We start from the raw sequence: 19731 nt of genomic DNA on the forward strand, positions 1-19731 counted from the left end.
TCAGCCCGGGCCGAACGTGCGTGCGAAGGCGCGCAGCAACCGTGCCGGCTCGGTGACGGATGCCGCCAGCACGCGACCGGCCACCGTCTCGTAGTCGCTGGCGGGGAAGTAGCCGTCGTCGCGATAGACGGCCATGCGCTCGGTGAATGCCTGCGTCGTGGGCTCGGGGTGGAATTGCGTCGCGTAGAGGCGGTCGCCGACGCGGTACGCCTGGACGGGGGATGCCTCGTTCGTGGCGAGCAGCGTGGCTCCGGGCGGAACGTGACCGGACCCCTCCTTGTGGGCGGCCAGCGCGGTGAACCGGCGGGCGAGCGTCCCCAGCAGTGGATCGCGTTCCCCGTCGGGGGTCAGGTCGACCGAGACGGGTCCGGTGTCCTCCCGGTAGGCACGGGTCACCTCGCCGCCGAGGAGGCGCGTGACGATGCCGATGCCGTAGCACGTGAACAGCGCGGCCGGACCGGAGGAATCCATGGTCGCGGTCGCGATGCGCTCCAGATCGGCTTCGAGCCGGCGCTGCACGTCGGTCTTCGACGATTCCGGGTCGGTCACGTTGAAGGGACTGCCGCCGACGAAGAATCCGCTGTAGCGCTCGAAGGCGTCATCGGGCAGCGGGTCGCGGACGAGGTCGAGCTGAACCAGCTGCGCGTCGTCGAGGCGGGCGCCCGCGCGGAAGGACTCGTATTCCGCTGCGGCCGCACCCTGCTGCGGCCGCACGCACACGTAGAGCAGCGGCGCCGTCGTCATGGCGTGAGTCTAGACGCGGGTCGGGTCAATGCCGCAAAGCGGCGTTGAGGCGACCCGGGTCTAGGTCGAGTAGCGCGCTCAGCGCGCGTATCGAGACATCTTCCGCTCCGTTGCGCCGAGGGGTCGGGTCAATGCCGCAAAGCGGCGTTGAGGCGACGAACCTCGGTGTGCTGAGGCCCGGTGTATCAGGATTGCTCCTATCGCGCTCCTCTGGGAGTGGACACAATGGGCGCTATGACGCACGAGAGCGCCGAAGCATCAGTCGGCTCCGCCGAGCCGACGCGGTGGGAGCGCGCCGCAGCCCTGTTCCTGAGATGGCGCGATGGCGATACCCGCGCGATGGACGAGCTCGTGAGGCTGATGACCCCGCTGCTGTGGCACGTGGTCCGTGCGTACGGTCTGGACCGCGCGCTGGCCGAGGACGTCGTGCAGACGACGTGGCTCACGCTGGTGCGCCGGCACACGGCGATCACCGAGCCGCTGGCCGTCTCGGGGTGGCTGACGATGGTCGCCCGCCGCGAGGCGTGGCGGGTGGGCAAGCTGCAGCGCCGCGCCGACCCGACCGAGATGGAGAGCCTCGAACCGAATCTTCCTACCCAGGAGTCCGCAGAGCAGACCGCCGTCACCGACGACCGATCCCGTCGTCTGTGGCGCGCCGTCACGCGACTCAACGAGCGGTGCCAGCGCCTGCTGCGCATCGTCGCGTTCGAGGAGCGACCCGATTATGCGCGCATCGCGCAGGACATGGCCATGCCGATCGGGTCGATCGGGCCGACGCGTCGGCGTTGTCTCGGCAAGCTCCGCGCCCTGCTGGAGGGCGACGGCGAAGGAGGGTATTCCGATGGAGACTGAAGACTTCGCCGCCGACGCGGCCCTGTTCGCCCGGATGCGTGCGATGTGGCAGGACGCCGACCCGATGCCGGCCGACCTCGTCGACCGGATGGTGGCGACCGTCGCCGTCGAAGACCTCTCCCGCGAGTACGCGATGCTCACGCTCGTCGAAGCCTCCGAACTGTCCGCCGTGCGGGGCGAGACCGACACGGCGACCCTGCAGTTCACCGATGGCACGACGAGCATCCTGGTGCACGTGTCCGCGACCGAGGAGGGCACGCGCCGCATCGACGGCTGGGTGGATGCCGCGGCGCTTGCCATTCGCCTGAGCCAAGGCGAGCGCGAGTGGACCACCGAGCCCGGCGAGCACGGAAGGTTCGCCTTCGAGGATGTGCCCCGCGGCGCGTCTCGTCTGCGTCTGATCGTCCGCGCCGGAGACGGCGATATGCGTGACTTCCAAACCCCACAATTCGAGGTGTGAACCGAGCGGATGCCGCGGCCGTGGGCCCGGCATCCTTTCTATGACGAGGAGAAGAGATGAGCACTCTGCCCCCCGGCGATCCCGCGCGCGGTTCAGCGGGCGGTCGCCCGCATAACTGGCGCCATCGCTACGATGCGGCCCGCGCCTCCGGCGTGCCCCTGGACCCGACGAGTGAGCCGGTCGAGGGAGTCAACGCCTACCCGACCTCGTATGCTCCGGACCACCTTCTCGTGACCAGCACCGAGGACCTCGAACCCGTACTCGACGCGCTTCGCCCCGCCGCGGCGGACTTCGGCTGGGGTATCGAACTGCAGAATATCGACGGGACCGATCTGGACGTCGTTACGGCGACCGAACGCGCCCGTCGCGGCCGGCGCGAGCTGGACCTGCCGACGATCTACCGGGTGCGGATCTTCCCGCAGCCCAGCCCTGACAAGGACGATCAGCCGGTGCCGCCCATCGACGCGTGGAGGCTGCTCCAGCGGGCGCGGGCGCGAAATGGCAAGGCGCTCGCAGGCGTGACCCTGGACCACGTCATGTCGGTCGATCCGTTCGGGACCAAGACGAACCCATTCGGGACCAAGACGAACCCATTCGGGACGAAGACGAACCCCTTCGGAACGAAGACGAACCCGTTCGGGACCAAGACCAATCCCTACGGAATCGACAGCTACGGGGAGCCGGGCAGTGGCGGCAGACAGGTCGTCTCCTACGTCGGCCCGCCCCCCGTCCGGACGGCCACGCTCTCCAAACGCGGGCGCCGCCCGGTGGTGGCTGTGCTCGACACCGGGTGCGGTGCGCACGAGTGGCTGCCCGATGACGTGGTGACGCGCTATCCGCAACTGGACCGGAAGGTGATCGGTCTGGCTGACCGTGAGACGGATCCCGAGCTCACCGGAGACCTCGCGGGACCGTTCGACGGTGCCCTCGACGAGTCCGCCGGACACGGCACCTTCATCGCGGGAATCATCCGGCAGGTCTGTCCGGAAGCCGATGTCATCAGCGTGCGCGTGGCCGACAGTGAAGGCCATGTGCTGGAGGGCGACTTCATCCTCGCGGTGCGGTCCCTCGTGAAGTGGATGGCCCGCACTCCGCGCCAGGGAGGCCGTCAGATCGACGTCATCAACCTGTCGCTCGGGTACTACCACGAGACGCCCGAGGACCACCTGTTCGATCGCACGCTCGCCGAGATGCTGCTCGTGGCGCGTCGTCGGGGGTGCGCCATCGTCTGCTCCGCCGGCAATGACGCGACGGACCGGCCGGCCTTCCCGGCGGCGCTGTGGGCGTGGCCGGATGCCGAGTTCGTCGTGCCCGATCCTCGGGACGCGGCGCCGCACCTGTCGGTCGGCGCACTCAACCCCAACGGAACGGTTGCGCTGTTCAGCAACCTCGGTCCGTGGGTGTCGACCTTCGCGCCCGGGGCGACCGTGATGAGCACGCAGCCGCCCTTCAACGGCGGAATGCAGCCGAGCGTGCGCGATGACCGCGGCGAGCTGCCGCGCGAGACGATCGACCCGGATGACCTGACCGGCGGCTTCGCACTGTGGAGCGGCACCTCGTTCGCCGCGCCGTACGCGGCCGCGCGGCTGGCCGCGGAACTGGCCGAGCCTCTCATGGCCGGCGCGTTGACCACGGCGTCGGATCGAGTGGCGGCGCTGCGGAAGGCGAACAAGCGCGTGCTCCGTTCCCTGCGAGATGGGCGAGCGCCGTCGCGATGAGGTGGCGCTGTGCCCGGGTTCGCCGATGACGGCATGATGTGGGGATGGGGCGTTCGGCGGAGTCTCTTCACCGCGCGGCGGTAGAGCTGGCCAACCGCGGCAGGCTCACCGCTGCGGAGCGCACGCTGGCGCGCGCCGAGGCGCTGACCGACGACGTCGACCTCCGTGGGCGCATCGCGGGTACCCGAGCGGTCATCCTGGTGCGGACGGGAAGGGTGGCAGAGGCGGAGCAGCTGTGTCTTGAGACCCTGCAGGGTCCCGGGCTGTCGAGCGCGACGACGGCGATCCTCGAGGGTCAGCTCGGATCGATCGCCGAATTCGCCGGGCGGCTGGACGACGCCGACCAGTGGTTGAGTCGCGCGATCGCCACGATCGATGAGCCGGTCGCCCGCGCCCATCTGCTCATCAACCGCAGCCTGATCAGCATGCAGCGTCGCGAACTCGACCGCGCCGCGCAAGACACCGGTACGGCCGCCGAGATCTACGCGCGGAGCGCCCTCGCCGTCGACGAGGCCGAGGCGCGGCACAACCTCGGGTACATCGATTTGCTTCGTGGTGATCTCGTGGCTGCTCTCACGGAGATGACTGCCGCCCGGGAGACGCTGGCGGCCGCATCGCGGCCGGGGAGCGCGATCAGCGACCTGGATCGCGCGGAAGTCCTCCGGGAGGCCGGCCTGACGCGGGAGGCGGAGGAACTGCTGACTCGCGCGGCGAGGGTGTTCGGATCGGCCCGGATGCCCAAGGAGCGCGCTGAAGCCGAATTCCAGCTCGCATCGTCGCTGCTCACGCACGACCCGGCCCGCGCGCGGAGAGTCGCTGCGACCGCGACCAGACGGTTTCGCGCCATCGGGAACGACCCGTGGGCACAGCGAGCGGAGGCCGTTCGGCTGCGGGCTGAGCTCAGCGGCGGGCAGGTCGTCCACGGCGGCGCCGTGGTGCCCGGCCCCGCGCGCGTGCCGCGCGCGGAGGAGGTCGATCAGGCGGCGTCGGCCCTCGACCGGGAGGGGCTGCGCAGCGAAGCGGCGGCACTGCGGTTGACGCGTCAGCTGTGGGCGGCGCGCACCGGTCTCGCGGGCGCGGGCGAGCGATCCTCCACCCGAGTGCCGGCGACGGCGACGTTGGATGTGCGGCTGCTCGCACACGAGGTGCGCGCGGTACGTGCGGCGGCACGCGGTCGGCATTCCGAGGCCGGTCGGCACGCTGCGCGCGGCCTCGACGCATTCGCGGACTGGCAACGGGACTTCGGCAGCCTCGACCTGCAGACGTCGATCGCGATGCACGGGAACGGGCTGATGGGCGCAGGGCTGAGCTCCGCGATGCGATCGGGGCGGCCAGACGTCATGTTCGAGTGGGCGGAACGCGCGCGGCACCTGAGCCTGCAAGTCGTGCCGCTGCGTCCCCCCCGCGACGAGGCACTCGCTGACGACCTCGCCGAGCTGCGCATGCTGAAGGCCGACTCCGATGACTGGCCCGCCAGTCCACGTGCCGCCGAATTGCGGAACCGGGCACGCGAGCGGCAGTGGTCCGGAACAGGTTCGGTCGAAGTCCACAAGCGCGCGACACTGGACGAGTTCCACGCGGCACTCGACGACTCGACGGCGCTCGCGGCTTTCGTCTTCTCGCCGGAGGGGCTGTCGGTTCTGATCGTCACGACCGAGGGCACGCGCATCGTCCCGCTCGATGAGTGGTCCGGCATCCAGCGGCTGATGTCGGGGCTGCGGTCGGATCTCGACATGGTGGCGACCGTCCGTGAGGGGCCGATGGCGGACGTCGTTCGCCGCTCTCTCGAGCACCGCCTCGCCGCACTGTCGCGGTCCCTGCTCGATCCGGCCCTTGCTCTGGTCGACGGGCGCCGGATCGTCCTCACGGTGCCGGGCGTCCTGAACGGAGTGCCCTGGGCGATGCTGCCTGCCATGCGCGGACGGACATTCACTCTCGCCGCATCGGCATCCCGGTGGCTGCGTTTCGAGCGACAGCCTCGGCGTCCGGTGTCGGCAGGGTTCGCCGTCGGTCCTCGCGTGCCGCGCGGCCTCGAGGAGGCGACTGCCGGAGCCGCGGCGTGGCCCGGAGCCGCAACGCTCGCCCCGGCGGGGATCGCCGAGACCACGCAGCTGGCCTCGCGCGTGGATGTGCTGCATATCGCGGCACATGGCCGCCACGCGGTCGACCATCCGCTGTTCTCCGGTCTCGAACTCGCCGACGGCACGCTCTTCGGCTACGACGTCGATCTCATCGAGAGTGTTCCCGACACGGTGGTGCTGTCGGCGTGCGAGGTGGGCCGTTCGTCAGTGCGCTGGGGCGAGGAGGCGATCGGCATGACGCGGGTCTGGTTGCACGCCGGCGTGCGTTGCGTCGTCGCCGCGCCCGTGGTCGTCGCCGACGACGACGCCTGCGAGCTGCTGGGTGCGATGCACGAGGGGCTTGCCGCGGGGGAGGCTCCCAGCGTGGCGTTGGCCGCGGCGTCCGATCGCACGGGAATCGTCGCCCCCTTCCAGGTGCACGGGTCGGGTTTCTGAGTCTCCGGCAGGAAAGTTCGCCACGGATGTATCAGGACGGCGGATGCCGGCTCCTGATGGGTAGAACGGCCCACGCAGGGCGATACCGGGGGGCATCGTCTGCTGGGGGCACGAAGACCGGTGGGGCGCGATCGGGGCGCGTCGGTCTTCGTCGGCCGTTCCGCGGGGGATGTCGCAGAGACCCAGGTCGGCGACATCCCCCGATCGACGTCTCAGCCGCGGGACGAGTTCGGTGTCCGCCCGCGGACGATTCCGATGAACGCCTCGACCTCCGGGGTGGTGCGCTCGGTCGGCCAGACCAGGGCGACCGTGGACGTGGGCCCGTCGCGCAACGGCCGGTAGGCGGCATCCTTGCGGCGGTGCAGACGCGCCAGCGACATGGGGACGATGATGATCCCCACCCCGGCGGCGACGGTGGCGATCGCCTGCTCGGTGTCCTCCGGCGGGGCGAAGGTCGCCGACGCGGCGCCCGGGACCACGGGGCCGAGAACATCGTCGCGCGGCACGATCAGGATCTCCCCGGCGAGATCGCCCATCTCGAGCTCGTCAGCGGCCGTCAGGTGCGACTCGGCCGAGGTGACCACGACAGCCGTCTCGTCGTAGAGCGGGATCACGGACAGGCCGTCGGTGTCGATCGGCAGACGCACGACCGCCGCGTCGAGGCCCTGCTCGAGGAGCGCGGTGCGCTGCGTCGCGAAATCGAGGGGGTGCAGCTGCAACTCGGTCCGCGGCATCCGCTCGCGCCACGCGTCGACCCAGCCGCCGAGAGTAGCGCCCGGAATCGCCCCGAGCACGAACCTGGCCGCGGCCGGCGGTGGGGGAGGCGCCGGGGTGACGGCCTTGGGCGTCTTCGCCTTCGCCGTCCGCTGAGGTACCGCAGCGCGATTGCGTCGCGCCGGGCGCGCTGATCCCGCCGGTCGACCGGAACGGCCGCGCGAACCACCGCTTTTCGCCATGCGGCAAGCGTAGTCGGGCGCTAGTGTTCGCTCATGATCGCGATCATCGCAACGGTCTTCGCAGCCCTCGCTGCGCTCCTGCACGTGTACATCTTCGTGATGGAGAGCGTGCAGTGGACGCAGCCGCGGGTGTGGAAGCGCTTCGGAGTTCCCGACCAGGCCGCAGCCGATACGACCAAGCCGATGGCGTACAACCAGGGGTTCTACAACCTGTTCCTCGCGATCGGGGCGACCCTCGGGCTGGTGCTGTTCTGGGCCGGCGGTGGAGAGTCTGCGCTACGGGTCGGGGGCGTGACGCTGGTGCTGTTCAGCCTCGGCTCGATGGTCGCGGCGTCGCTCGTGCTGCTGACCAGCGGCCGCACCTATCTGCGGCCGGCGCTGATCCAGGGCACCCTGCCGCTGATCGGCTTCGTGCTGTTCCTGTTCGCCTGACCGCTGACCGGGCTCAGCACGCGCCCCACTGTCCGCGTCCGGCCATGGATGCCTCCGCCTCGAGGGAACGCAGCAGCGTCTCGTGACGCGTGTTCGGGGCCACGGGCAGAACGGCCGCGTCGCCCTGCGCCACCAGTTCGGCGTTGACGAAGAGCCCGTCCGGCGTCCACAGGTACAGCAGGTGCCGGTCGTACCGGTCGAGCACCTCGCGGTCAGGGGCGCCCCACACCGTGGAGCCCGGCGGGAGCAGCGCGCGAAGCCGGGCTGTCGCCTCCGTGCCCCAGCACTCCGGTTCCGGCGCGATCTCGGGTGTGTCCACGCCGATGAGGCGGACGCGGGTCGAGCCGGCATCGGTCACGACGCCGTTCGGCTTCGCAACGTGCGCGCGCAGGGTGTCGCCGTCGTGCACGCTCTCGACGGTCATCTCGAACGCGTCGTCCGGGATGCCGGGCGGATCCTCGACCGCCACAGCCGTCGAGCCGACCGGATCGCCGGGATCGCGGGGCACGGCCAGCCAGATCGCGACCGCCACCGCTGCGAGGCAGAGGATGCCGATCGCGAACTGTCGAATCACGCTGCGAGCCTAGGCGGCATCGTCGACGTGCCCGGTCTGTCGACCCTGGTCCCGTGCCCTCGAAAGGAGAACCCCGGGTTCAGAGGTCGCAACCCGCCCGCGCTGGGCGTGCGGGATCAGGCCGCCAGGCGCAGCCCGCGGCGGTCGGTCGCGACGCGCTCGCCGTCTCCGATGGTCTCGTCGTCTCCGATGAGCGAGCCGACGGCGACGCGGGCGCCGGTGCCGACATAGGTGCGCACGCCGATCTTCGCTCCCGCGCCGATGGCAGCGCCCGAGCCGATGTGCGCGTGCGGGGCGATGTCGGCCTCGGGCCCGATCACGGCATCCTGTTCCACCCACACGCCGCGGCCCACGTGTGCACCGGCGGCGATGTGAACTCCGGGCTCGACGTAGGCGCCGATCTCCACGATCGCGCTCGGGTGCACCTTCGCGCCGTGCGCGATCAGGCCCCGTCCGTTCGTGTGCTTGCGGTAGCGCAGCATCTCACCACGGTCGTTCTCGATGTCGATGTAATTCTTACCCACGGTGCCCTCCAACGGCGCATTCAAGCCGATACATGAATAACCTGACCCGCCGCGAATTCATTCCCTCGCATCGGCTTGGCCGCACCCACCCCTCGGCAGCTGTTATTCGGTCTCGACGGCGGATCGGATTCCTTCGGAGTCGGTATCGGCGCCCGGGTGTGCACAACGTCGCCATTCCCGCGTCGACCGCGTCGGGGCCGGCGGAATTCCGCGGGTCGGCGCACCGGCCGATGCGGCGGTGGTGACGTTGTGCACACGCCCATCAACGGCCCCGCCGGTGCCGCCACGTCCCTGCCGGCGCGTCCGTGCGCGCGCGGGTGCGCACAACGTCGCCATTCCCGCGTCGACCGCGCGGGGGCCGGCGGAATTCCGCGGGTCAGCGCACCGGGTGATGCGGCGGTCGCGACGTTGTGCACCCCTCACCGCACCCGCCGGAAGCACTGCGGACTACGAGTCGAAACCCAGGCCGAGCGCGTCCAGCGTCCGAAGCAGCAGATTCCGGCGCCCGTCGTGGTGGTCGGCGCGATCCAACGACCACCGGGTCGCATTGATGCCGATCGCGGCGGCCGGTTCTGGCGGGAACGGCAGCGGCCTCTCCCGCACCATCCGCAGCGACGTCCGCTCGGTCGGGATGCCGTCGAGCAGGTCGAGCATCACCTCGCCGGCGAAGCGGGTGGCCGCGACCCCCAGACCGGTGAACCCGGCGGCGTACGCGACCTTTCCGCCGCGCGCCGTGCCGAAGAAGGCGCAGAAACGTGAGCAGGTGTCGATCGCCCCCGCCCAGCGGTGCGTGAACCGCAGACCCTCGAGCTGGGGGAACATCGTGAAGAAGTGGCTCGCGAGCGTGCGGAAAGTCTCCGGCCGGTCCTCGTAGGCCGCCCGCACCCGCCCGCCGTAGTGGTAGACGGCGTCGTACCCGCCGAACAGGATGCGCCCGTCGGCGCTCTGCCGGAAGTAGTGGAACTGGTTCGCGAGGTCGCTGAGTCCCTGCCGTTCGTTCCATCCGATCGCCGCACGCTGCTCGTCCGTCAGCGGCTCGGTCATGAGCACGTAGTCGTAGACGGGCACGGTCATCAGCGCATTCCGCTTCAGCAGCGACGGGAACACGTTCGTGGCCAGCACCGCTTTGCGGGCGGAGATGCGTCCGTTCTCGGTGATCACCTCGACGCCGTCGGCGGAGGTGTCGATGCGCCGCACCGGCGAGTGCTCGAAGATCCGGACGTCCCGCTCCTCTGCCGCGCGCGCAAGCCCGGTGGCCAGTCGGCCGGGGTGCACGAGGGCGTTCGACTGCGTCTCGAAGACGGCGCCCAGATACGTCGGGGAGGCGACGGATGCCTGAACCTGCGCCGCATCGAGCCGCACCAGTCCGCTCTCACCGCGGGCCGCGGCATCCTGCATCCATTCGTCCAGCCACGCGAGCTGGTGCGGCTCCGTCGCCACGGAGAGCGCACCGACCCGCTCCCACTCCGCGTCGATCCCCCACTCCGCGATGTCGGCGCCCATCGCGTCGAGGTTCTGCTCGCCGAGGTGATCCAGCGCGTCGATCTCGTCCGGCCACCGTGCCAGACCGTTGTCGCGGCCATGGGTGAGGCTCGCTTCGCAGAACCCGCCGTTGCGCCCGGACGCCGCCCAGCCGACCGTCCGCGCCTCCACGATCGCGATGCGGGCATCCGGATCGCGGCGGCGCGCCAGCAACGCCGTCCACAGCCCGGTGTATCCGGCACCGACGATCACGAGGTCCGCGTCATGGGTCCCCGCCAGCGCGGCCCGAGACGGCGGCGCTGCCAGATCGTCGAGCCAGAAGATGCTCTGCCGCGTCGCGGCCAGGCTGTGCTCGACGATGGATGCTGCCGGCCGCTGTCGCTCGAAGACCGTCGTGCCCACGGGTTCACTCCCCTGTCGGTTGGTGTCCCCATCCTGCCGGGTCGGGCCCGTTCGATCGAGGGCGGTGTGTCCGCGCAGCCCTACGACGGCGCGAGGCCGCCGTCGTCAGACCTGGCACCGCGGACACCAGAACACGTTCCGCTCGCTCGTCGGCCCCGCTCCGAGACTGCCCTCCTGGATCAGGGTGCCGCAGCGCCGGCAGGGCTTGCCGGCGCGGCCGTAGACCCAGAACCGGCGACCCGGGCGGTCCTCGCCGGTGAAGGTGCGCGCCGCGCGGTGCACGTTGGCGCGGATCATGCGGGCGCCCAGATCGAGAAGGGCCGCGGCATCCACCTCGGTCGCGGGCTTGGTCGGCAGGATGCCGCGGACGAAGAGCATCTCGTTGGCGTACACGTTGCCGAATCCGGCGACGTTGCGCTGGTCGAGCACGGCGACGTGCGCGGCCCGGGGATCCGCACCCAGCCTGCGGGTGGCCTCCGCCGGGTCCCAGTCGGGGCCCAGCGGGTCGGGACCGAGGTAGTCGACCAGGCTGCCTTCATCGCGCGTGGGCACCAGATCGATGTCGGCGAGGTCGAACCCCACCGTGTCCCACTCCTCGGTGCCCACGATCGCGCGCGCCTGGAACGCGGGCTTGCGCCAGGGCTCACCCCGGCGGTACACCCGCCACTCGCCCTCCATCTTCAGATGTGAGTGCAGGGTCCACTCGCCGATGCGATGCAGCAGATGCTTGCCGCGGGCGACGACGGAATGCACGGGCATGCCCCGCAGGTCCGCCGTGGCCAGCTGCGGCACCCGCAGCTCGAAGCGGGTGACCTCGCTGCCGGCCAGCGCGTCGTGAAGCCGCTGCGCGGCGCGATGGACGGTGTCGCCCTCAGGCACGCGCCGCCTCGCGAAGCGCGTCTCCGGCCGTCGCGCGGCGCAGGGTGAGGCCCCGGGGCGACTCGACGAAGCCGGCATCGCGCAGTGCGCGTCCGACGGGCGTGCCGTAGACGAACACACCGTTGACCTGCTCGATGGTCAACGTCGCGAGGCGCCGTGCGCGCGCGGTCGCGACCAGATCGCGGGTGCCGGCGGCCAGAACCGCCTCATCGTCCGTGAAGGCGAGCGCCGACTTGCCGCCGCGCTCCAGGTACAGCACCAGTGCGCCGTCCACGACGACGACCAGGCCGCCCGCCTTGCGGCCGGGGCGATGCGCGATGCCCTCCAGCGCCGGCCAGGCCAGCGCGGCGCCGTACGGGTTCGCCGGATCGGTGGCGGCGAGCGTGACCGCCCGCAGCGGTGGCGGGTCCTGCAGCCCCGCGAATTCGCGAAGGCGATCGACGGTGGCCGACGCCGCGAACTGTGCGGCGCCGAGCTTTTCGATGACGTAGCCGCGCCGGCAGTGGCCGGCCTGCTCGAACCCCGCGAGGACGCGGTACGCCTGCGCGAATCCGCCGGGCAAGCCCTCGGCCTGCACCGACCCCCGCGTGACCACGCCGTACCGATCCAGCAGCAGACTCGCCGCCGCCGTCGCGCGCAGCGTGGGCTCGGGCTCCGGCTCGGGCAGCAGCGACCAGCGGCCGCCGAGCGCCGGGGGCCGCGGTGGCGCACTCGTCCGCGGGATCGCGGCGCCACGATACAGCCGCGCGCGGGGGGCCTTGCGCGCGGTGCGGTGGGCTTGTGATCCGCCCCCGAGCAGCATCCGGATCGGGGCGAACGTGTCGTTGGTGACCCGGCCGGACCAGGTAAGGCTCCACAGCGCCTCGACCACGGACTGCTCGTTCTCGGCGCCGGTGAGCTGGCGCAGCTGGGTGGCGAAGTAGGCACCGCCCGAGGCGAGCGCGTCCACGAGGCGCTCTTCGAGGGAGCCGGCGACCAGCTCGTCCTCGGGCGACTGCAGGGTGAGGGGTGCCGTGTCGGCGGGGTGCAGCGCGACCCACCCATCACGGCCCGGCAGCGCGCCGTGGCCGGACCAGATCACCTCTCCCGTCGCGGTGAGCTCGTCCAGCATCGCGGGGGTGTAATCGGAGACCCGCGACGGCAGCACGAGGGATTCCCAGGCGCTCGCCGGAATCGGCACGCCGGCCAGCTGCTCGATGACCGCGGCCACCCCGTCGATGCCCTCCAGCGGTCGTGTGAGGTGCTGCCAGACCGGCAGGAATCGGGCGAAAGCCTCGGGCGAGACCGGCTCGACGCTTCCGCGGATCGCCGCGAGCGAGCGCATCCGCAGCCGCCGCAGCACTTCCGAGTCGCACCACTCGGTCTCGTCGCCGGTCGCATCCGTCTGAGGCAGGAAGAACCCGCTCGCGATGCGCCCCTGGCCCTCCAGACGCTGCAGGGTGAGCCGTGCGACCGCGACGCCGACGCCGAGTCGGGTGGCGACGGCATGCGTCGGAAAGGGTCCGTGCGTGCGCGCGAAGCGGGCGACCAGGTCGCCGAGCGGGTCGGCGAAGGGTTCCAGGAACGCGTTGGGGATGCCGACGGGCAGGGCGGCACCGAGGGCATCGCGCAGTCGTCCGGCGTCCTCGATGGCCGCCACGCGCGTGACCCCCGCGATCGTCACGGGTATCGCCCGTCGGGTGGCGATCAGCTCATCCAGATGAGCGGATGCTTCGGCCGTCGTCGCGGTGTCAGAACGAGCCCGAGGAACCTCTGCCGCGGTCTGATCCCGCGACGACGCGATCTCGTCGGATTCCGCGGACACGATCGACGGAAGGTGCTCCTCCGACCCCGACCCCGAGCCCGAGCCCGATGGCTCGAGCCGAGCCGCGACCTCCGCGGCGTCGAGGGGTCCCAGCATCCGCAGCAGGTCGGCGACGCCCTCGAGACCCCGGGCATGACGGTCGGGGTCGAGCCGCTGTGCCTCCCGCTCGAACTGCGCCATGATCTCGGGGTCGAGCAGCTCGCGCATCTCGACCTTGCCGAGCAATTCGCTCAGCAGCGCAGGATCGACCGACAGTGCGGCCGCTCGCCGCTCGGCCAGCGGCGAGTCGCCCTCGTACATGAACGCACCGACATATCCGAAGAGCAGATCGCGGGCGTACGGCGAAGGCTGGCTCGTCGTGATCTCCACCAGACGGATGCTGCGCTCTCCGATCCGGCGCGCGATGCGCAGCAGCGCGGGAACGTCGTACACGTCCTGCAGCACTTCGCGCAGTGTCTCGAGGATGATCGGGAACGTCGGGTATCGCCGCGCCACCTCGAGCAGCTGCGCAGAACGCTGACGCTGCTGCCAGAGCGGCGACCGGCGGTTCGGGTTCATGCGCGGCATGAGGAGCGCGCGGGCGGCGCACTCGCGGAAGCGCGAGGCGAACAGCGCGGAGCCGCCGACCTCGTCGGTGACGATCTGCTCGAGCTCATCGGGTTCGAAGACGAACAGCTCGGCGCCCGGGGGTTCTGCCGCGGCATCCGGAACCCGCGCGATGATGCCGTCATCGCTGGCCACCGCGGATCCTTCGACCCCGAGGCGCTCGCGGATCCGCGCGTTCACTGCGAGGGCCCACGGCCCGTGCACCTTCATGCCGTATGGGGAATGGAGGATCACGCGCCAGTCGCCGACCTCGTCGCGACCGCGCTCGACGGTGAGGGACTTATCGGTCGGGAGGGTTCCGGTGGCCTCGCGCTGCTCGGCGAGGTAGGCGAGCAGGTTGGTGGATGCGTTCTCGTCGAGCCCCGCGTCGGTGAGGCGCTCGCGGGCCTTCGCGGGCGGAGACGCCGACACCTCGCGGGAGAACTTTCCGAGCGCTTCTCCGAGCTCCGCCGGGCGGCCGAGGCCATCGCCGTGCCAGAACGGCAGCTTGCCCGGCTGCCCGTACGCGGGGAGCACGTTGACCCGGTCGTGCGTGATCTCCACGATGCGCCAGCTGGTGGTGCCAAGGGTGAACACGTCGTTCACGCGCGACTCGTAGACCATCTCCTCGTCCAATTCACCGACGCGCGCGTTCTGCGACTCGCCGGCGACGAACACGCCGAACAGCCCGCGGTCGGGGATGGTGCCGCCGCTCGTGACCGCGATGCGCTGCGCGCCCGGCCGGCCGGTCAGCGTTCCCTGGTCACGATCCCAGACCAGACGGGGCCGCAGCTCGGCGAACTCGTCGGAGGGGAATCGGCCCGCGAGCAGATCGAGAGTCGCCTCGTACGCCGAGCGGGGGAGGGTGCGGAACGGGGCGCTGCGCTTGACCGTCTCGAACCAGCCCTCGACGTCGACCGGGCCCAGCGCAGAGGCCGCGACCGTCTGCTGCGCGAGGATGTCGAGCGGGTTCTGCGGCACCGAGATCGCCTCGATCTGGCCGGCCAGCATCCGCTCGGTCACGATCGCGGTGTGCAGCACGTCGCCGCGATGCTTCGGGAACAGGGCGGCGCGGCTGACCTCACCGACCTGGTGCCCGGCGCGGCCGATCCGCTGCAGCCCAGATGCGGCGCTCGGCGGCGCCTCGACCTGGATGACGAGGTCCACGGCGCCCATGTCGATTCCCAGCTCGAGGCTGCTGGTCGCCACGACGCAGCGAAGGATGCCGGCCTTCAGCTCCTCCTCGACCTGGGCGCGCTGCTCCTTGGACACCGAGCCGTGGTGCGCCTTCGCCAGCACCGCGTCGGCACCTGCGCTGATACCGGCCTGCGCCATCATCGCGGCCGGGATCGCGGCCTCCGGAACACCCAGGCCGAGCCGCTCGGCGTAGATCTCGTTGAGGCGTCCGGTCAGCCGCTCGGCGAGGCGCCGGGAGTTGGAGAACACGATGGTGGAGCGGTGCTGCAGGATGCGGTCGACGATCGCCTCTTCGACGTGCGGCCACAGCGAGCCGGTCATCTCGGTCGTCGAGGAGGTCGGCGCGCTCGTCGAGCCGGTCCCGGGCCGGCCACCGTCGGTGAACCAGTCCTCGTCGATCGGGGCGCCCCCTTCCGATCCGGCGCCCTCGCCCGGTGGCTGAACCTCGGCGCCCGGCGGGGGCGGCGGGTTGAGCATGTCGTCGACGGGGACCACCACCGTCAGATCGAAGGTCTTCGTCGCGGGCGGAGCGACGATCTCGACCGGCGCCGAGCCGCCCAGGAAGCGGGCGACCTCGTCGATCGGACGGACGGTCGCGGAGAGCCCGATGCGCTGCGCGGGCCGGTCCAGCATGTCGTCAAGGCGTTCCAGGCTGACCGCGAGGTGCGCGCCGCGCTTGGTGGCAGCCACCGCGTGGACCTCGTCGATGATCACGGTGTGCACGCCCCGAAGAGTCTCACCGGCCTGGCTGGTCAGCATCAGGTACAGCGACTCCGGAGTCGTGATGAGGATGTCCGGGGGCGCGGTGACGAGCTTGCGGCGGTCCGACGAGGTCGTGTCGCCCGAGCGGACGCCCACCGTCACTCCGGGCACGGTGATCCCGAGGCGCCGCGCGGACTGACTGATCCCGACGAGCGGGGAGCGCAGGTTCCGCTCCACATCGACGCCGAGCGCCTTCAGCGGCGAGATGTAGAGGATCCGCGTTGTGGTGAGCGGTGCCGGCGATGCGCGACCGCGCGCCTTCGCGGCCGGTGCGGGTGCGGCATCCTTCTCTGAGAAGACCCGGTCGATCGCCCAGAGGAACGCCGAGAGCGTCTTGCCCGACCCGGTCGGTGCGACCACCAGCGCATGCTTGCCGTGCGAGATGGCGTCCCAGGCGCCCAGCTGCGCGGGCGTCGCTGCCGCGAACGCGCCGCGGAACCAGTCCTGCGTGGCAGGACCGAACCGCTCGAGCACGTTGGCCATTCCTCCATCTTGGTCGCTGGGGACGACATCGGGGCGGGGTTGCGCCGAGGGCGATCGAGCCCCGCTGCCGCGCCTGGCGACGTGTTCCCCGGCCGACCGGTCGTCTCGCTAGGCTTTCTGCCGTCGCACCTGCGACACGTTTTCGCAGCTGCTCCACATGCCTGCGTGCGTGCCGACGCGACGAGGCGCACGGGCAGGTGAGTGTCGCCGACGTCGAGAGGACCAGCATGCTCATCGATCTGACCGGACGCACCGCCCTTGTGACCGGGTCCACGCAGGGCATCGGACTGGCCATCGCGCGCGGACTCGCCGCGGCGGGCGCGCGGGTCGGCGTCAACGGGCGCAGCGATGCATCCGTCCAGCGGGCGATCGCCGAGCTCGCCGCCGCGGTGCCGGGCGCGGATCTCGTGCCGGTGGTGGCCGATGTCACCACACCCGAGGGGGCCGCCGTGGTCACGGCCGCCCTTCCCGATCCGGACGTCCTCATCAACAATCTGGGGATCTTCGGCGCGGCCGATCCGCTCGAGATCAGCGATGACGAGTGGCTGCGGTACTTCGTGGTCAACGATCTCGCAGCGGTCCGCCTCATCCGCGCCTACCTGCCGGGAATGATGGCGCGGGGGTGGGGTCGTGTGCTGAACATCGCCAGCGACTCCGCGGTGGTGATTCCGGCCGAGATGATCCATTACGGGATGTCGAAGACCGCGCTGCTGGCCATCTCGCGGGGTTTCGCCAAGGCGGCCGCCGGCACGGGCGTCACGGTCAACTCCGTGATCGCCGGACCCACCCGCACCGGCGGCGTGGAGGACTTCGTCTACGAGCTCGTCGACCGCGATCTGCCCTGGGACGAGGCCGAGCGCGAGTTCATGAGGACCCACCGGCCGCAGTCGCTGCTGCAGCGGTTCATCGAGCCCGAGGAGATCGCGAACATGGTCGTCTACCTCAGCTCGCCGCTCGCCTCGGCGACCACGGGGGGCGCGGTGCGGGTTGACGGCGGTTACGTGGACTCGATCCTGCCCTGACCCCCCCGAGTGCCCCGCCCGGAGGCAGGCGGGCAGGATCGCTTCGTCAGCTCTCGGACGGAATGAGGATCCAGAGCACGAGGTAGATCCAGATCGACAGCCCGAAGAACACCGTCGCGGCGACCGTGAGGATCCGGACCGGCAGCACGCTGCATCCGAAGCGATCCGCGACCGCCGCGCACACGCCGGCGATCAGGCGACCCTGGTGAGGACGGACGAGTCGGTTCATGACCACCATCCTGACGGCCGACTCGGCCGCGCGCCAGGGCCTGCGCAACGCCCCGCGGGCATCGACGGTGGGGAGACCCGGTCGGTGTGCGCATGAGCGGCGGAAACCTGCTCGCGCGCCGCGGATCTGTGGCGCGCGAGCAGGAAAGTGCCGCGCCGTGCCCCGGCTATGCCGCGCCGTGCCCCGGCTATGCCGCGCCGCACTCCGGCTACGCCGCGGTCATCGACCCGTCGGCGCTCAGCTCGAGGCGCAGATCGATGCCGAGCCGGTCCAGGAACGCGTCGTCGTGACTGACGATCAGCACCGCTCCGCGGTACGCCGACAGCGCCTCGACGAAGCGGTCCACCGTGTCCAGATCGAGGTTGTTGGTGGGTTCGTCCAGCACGAGCAGCTGGGGCGGCGGGTCGGCCAGCAGCAGCCGAGCCAGTGCCACTCGGAAACGCTCGCCGCCGGACAGCGTCGAGACCGGCCGGTCGACCGCATCGCCCCGGATGCGGAAGCGCGCGAGCCGGTTCCGCAGTTCTCCGACGGGCACTGCGGATGCCGCACTCCGCACGTTCTCGATCACTGACGCCGCGTCATCCAAGCTGTCGACCCGCTGCGGCAGATAGCCGATCCGGTCGGTGTGCGCGTCTGCGGCCGCGCCCGCCGCGGCACCCGCCGCCGCGGCGCCGGTCGACCAGCCACCGACGAGCCGCTCCAGGAGCGTCGTCTTGCCGACGCCGTTCGGTCCGATCAGGGCCACCCGCTCCGGGCCCTGGATGACCCACGAGTGCCGTCCGTCGCCGATCGTCGCGATGCGCCGGCCGGCCGGCACACCGGGGTCGGGCAGGTCGATGCGGATCGCGTCGACCTCCCGCACGTTCCGCTCCGCGGCATCCAGGGTCGCGCGCGCTGTGGTCTCGCGATCGCGCATCTCGGTGCGCATCTTCCCGGCCGACACCTCGGCGGCGCGCTTGCGCCCGCCCGCGACGATCCCCGGGACGCGCTTCTCGACCTGCGCCTTGTGACCCACCGCCCTTCGCTTCGCGATCTTCACCTCCGCCTCGATCCGGTCGCGCTTCTCCCGCTTGACGAGCTGGGCCGCGGCGCGCTGAGCCTGGCGCGCCGCGTCCTGCTCGGCATCCAATCGCTCCCGCCACTGCGAGTACGGTCCGCCGAACACCGACAGCCGGTTCTCGTACAGCTCGGCGGTGTCGTCCATGAGCTCGAGCAGCGCGAGGTCGTGACTCACGACGATGAGCGCGCCACGCCAGCCGCGCACCATGTCGGCGAGCCGAGCCCGCGCATCGCGGTCGAGGTTGTTGGTGGGCTCGTCGAGCAGCGCGACCGACGGACCGCGCAGCCGGATGCCCGCGATCGCGGTCAGCACGGCCTCGCCGCCCGACAGCTCGCCGACGCGGCGGTCGAGCATGTCGGTTTGCAGACCGGCCTCGGCCAGCGCCGCGTGGGCGCGGGCCTCGATGTCCCAGTCGTCGCCGACCGCGTCGAAGTGCCGCGGGTCGGCGTCCCCGGACTCGATCGCGCGCAGCGCGGCGAGGGTCTCGGCGACGCCGAGCAGCTCTGCGACGGATCGCCGCACGTCGAGCGTCAGCCGCTGCGGCAGATAGGCGACCTCCGACGCGGTCGCGACCTCACCCGCGGTGGGTGCGAGCTCGCCCGCGATCAGCCGGAGCAGGGTGGACTTGCCGGAGCCGTTGCGGCCGACCAGCCCGGTGCGGCCCGTACCGAACGCGCCGGTGACATCGGCGAGCGCGACGGAGCCGTCCGGCCACGCGAAGGTGACACGGTCCAGCAGGACCGAGGGGATGAGGGTGTGAGCAGGCATGAGGCCTCCCGGATGTCTGTGCCTGGAGTTCAGGGCCACGCGTGAGCGGGCCGCGGATCTGGGGCGGAGCCCCAGCGGTCACAGCACTGACACCGGTCACCCGGCCTCGCTCAGAGGCGTCGGGCGATGCTCAACGGGGGCGGAGCCCCGGAGGGTGAGCGTCGACGGGTCAGCGCGCGGATGCGGGCGCGGAAGGGTCGAACAGTCTCACCGGAGGATCCTCACGTGGGGAACAAGGACCACCAGAATAGCGGATGTCGCGGCCGCAGCATCCGCCGTTTT

At 71.2% G+C, this 19731-nt stretch carries 15 protein-coding genes; 6 read left to right on the forward strand and 9 right to left on the reverse strand.

Annotated elements, in window-relative coordinates:
- Positions 1-744 carry a glutamine amidotransferase-related protein gene (locus tag ABD655_RS03510; RefSeq protein ID WP_344711658.1) on the reverse strand — a complete coding sequence of 248 codons (744 nt, stop codon included), beginning with the start codon at positions 742-744 and terminating at the stop codon, positions 1-3.
- Positions 745-978: 234 nt separating this feature from the next.
- Here ABD655_RS03510 and ABD655_RS03515 point away from each other — a divergent pair, with 234 nt between their 5' ends.
- Genes ABD655_RS03515 through ABD655_RS03530 form a run of 4 tightly spaced genes read left to right on the forward strand, consistent with a single transcriptional unit; the run spans position 979 to position 6290 of the window.
- Positions 979-1596 carry an RNA polymerase sigma factor gene (locus ABD655_RS03515; protein ID WP_344711659.1) on the forward strand — a complete coding sequence of 206 codons (618 nt, stop codon included), beginning with the start codon at positions 979-981 and terminating at the stop codon, positions 1594-1596.
- A complete protein-coding gene (locus tag ABD655_RS03520) occupies positions 1586-2056 on the forward strand; it encodes a hypothetical protein (RefSeq protein WP_344711660.1) in 471 nt (156 codons plus the stop codon). Before ABD655_RS03515 ends, ABD655_RS03520 begins: the two co-directional genes overlap by 11 nt.
- A 56-nt stretch (positions 2057-2112) precedes the next feature.
- Complete coding sequence (locus ABD655_RS03525) at positions 2113-3774, forward strand: S8 family peptidase (RefSeq protein WP_344711661.1); 1662 nt, start codon at positions 2113-2115, stop codon at positions 3772-3774.
- A 44-nt stretch (positions 3775-3818) separates the two neighbouring features.
- Positions 3819-6290 carry a CHAT domain-containing protein gene (locus ABD655_RS03530; RefSeq protein WP_344711662.1) on the forward strand — a complete coding sequence of 824 codons (2472 nt, stop codon included), beginning with the start codon at positions 3819-3821 and terminating at the stop codon, positions 6288-6290.
- Between the two features lie 212 nt (positions 6291-6502).
- On the opposite strand, the gene ABD655_RS03535 is transcribed toward ABD655_RS03530, so the two are convergent.
- On the reverse strand, positions 6503-7246 hold the full coding sequence (locus tag ABD655_RS03535) for a LysR family substrate-binding domain-containing protein (RefSeq protein ID WP_344711663.1): 744 nt from the start codon (positions 7244-7246) through the stop codon (positions 6503-6505).
- Between the two features lie 33 nt (positions 7247-7279).
- Here ABD655_RS03535 and ABD655_RS03540 point away from each other — a divergent pair, with 33 nt between their 5' ends.
- Positions 7280-7678 carry a DUF1304 domain-containing protein gene (locus ABD655_RS03540; RefSeq protein ID WP_344711664.1) on the forward strand — a complete coding sequence of 133 codons (399 nt, stop codon included), beginning with the start codon at positions 7280-7282 and terminating at the stop codon, positions 7676-7678.
- 13 nt (positions 7679-7691) lie between these two features.
- Here ABD655_RS03540 and ABD655_RS03545 read toward each other — a convergent pair whose 3' ends face one another.
- From ABD655_RS03545 to ABD655_RS03565, 5 genes are all read right to left on the reverse strand, one after another.
- A complete protein-coding gene (locus ABD655_RS03545; RefSeq protein WP_344711665.1) occupies positions 7692-8252 on the reverse strand; it encodes a thermonuclease family protein in 561 nt (186 codons plus the stop codon).
- 116 nt (positions 8253-8368) lie between these two features.
- Positions 8369-8776 (reverse strand): LbetaH domain-containing protein, encoded by a 408-nt coding sequence (locus ABD655_RS03550; RefSeq protein ID WP_344711666.1) that lies wholly within the window; start codon positions 8774-8776, stop codon positions 8369-8371.
- A gap of 447 nt (positions 8777-9223) precedes the next feature.
- Entirely contained in the window at positions 9224-10660 is a 1437-nt protein-coding gene (locus tag ABD655_RS03555; protein WP_344711667.1) for an NAD(P)/FAD-dependent oxidoreductase, read from the reverse strand.
- Between the two features lie 105 nt (positions 10661-10765).
- Complete coding sequence (locus ABD655_RS03560) at positions 10766-11539, reverse strand: DNA-formamidopyrimidine glycosylase family protein (protein WP_344711668.1); 774 nt, start codon at positions 11537-11539, stop codon at positions 10766-10768.
- The gene (locus ABD655_RS03565; protein ID WP_344711669.1) at positions 11532-16370 is read right to left on the reverse strand and encodes an Lhr family ATP-dependent helicase; all 4839 of its coding nucleotides are present in this window, start codon (positions 16368-16370) and stop codon (positions 11532-11534) included. Before ABD655_RS03565 ends, ABD655_RS03560 begins: the two co-directional genes overlap by 8 nt.
- Positions 16371-16597: 227 nt before the next feature.
- On the opposite strand from ABD655_RS03565, the gene ABD655_RS03570 reads away from it, so the two are divergent.
- Positions 16598-17392, forward strand: coding sequence for an SDR family NAD(P)-dependent oxidoreductase (locus ABD655_RS03570; protein ID WP_344715654.1), 795 nt, complete (start codon positions 16598-16600; stop codon positions 17390-17392).
- A 46-nt stretch (positions 17393-17438) separates the two neighbouring features.
- On the opposite strand, the gene ABD655_RS03575 is transcribed toward ABD655_RS03570, so the two are convergent.
- The gene (locus tag ABD655_RS03575) at positions 17439-17621 is read right to left on the reverse strand and encodes a PspC domain-containing protein (RefSeq protein WP_344711670.1); all 183 of its coding nucleotides are present in this window, start codon (positions 17619-17621) and stop codon (positions 17439-17441) included.
- Positions 17622-17829: 208 nt separating this feature from the next.
- Positions 17830-19449 (reverse strand): ABC-F family ATP-binding cassette domain-containing protein, encoded by a 1620-nt coding sequence (locus ABD655_RS03580; RefSeq protein ID WP_344711671.1) that lies wholly within the window; start codon positions 19447-19449, stop codon positions 17830-17832.
- Between the last annotated feature and the right edge of the window lie 282 nt (positions 19450-19731).

This window comes from Microbacterium terregens, from assembly GCF_039534975.1.
GTDB lineage: Bacteria > Actinomycetota > Actinomycetes > Actinomycetales > Microbacteriaceae > Microbacterium > Microbacterium terregens.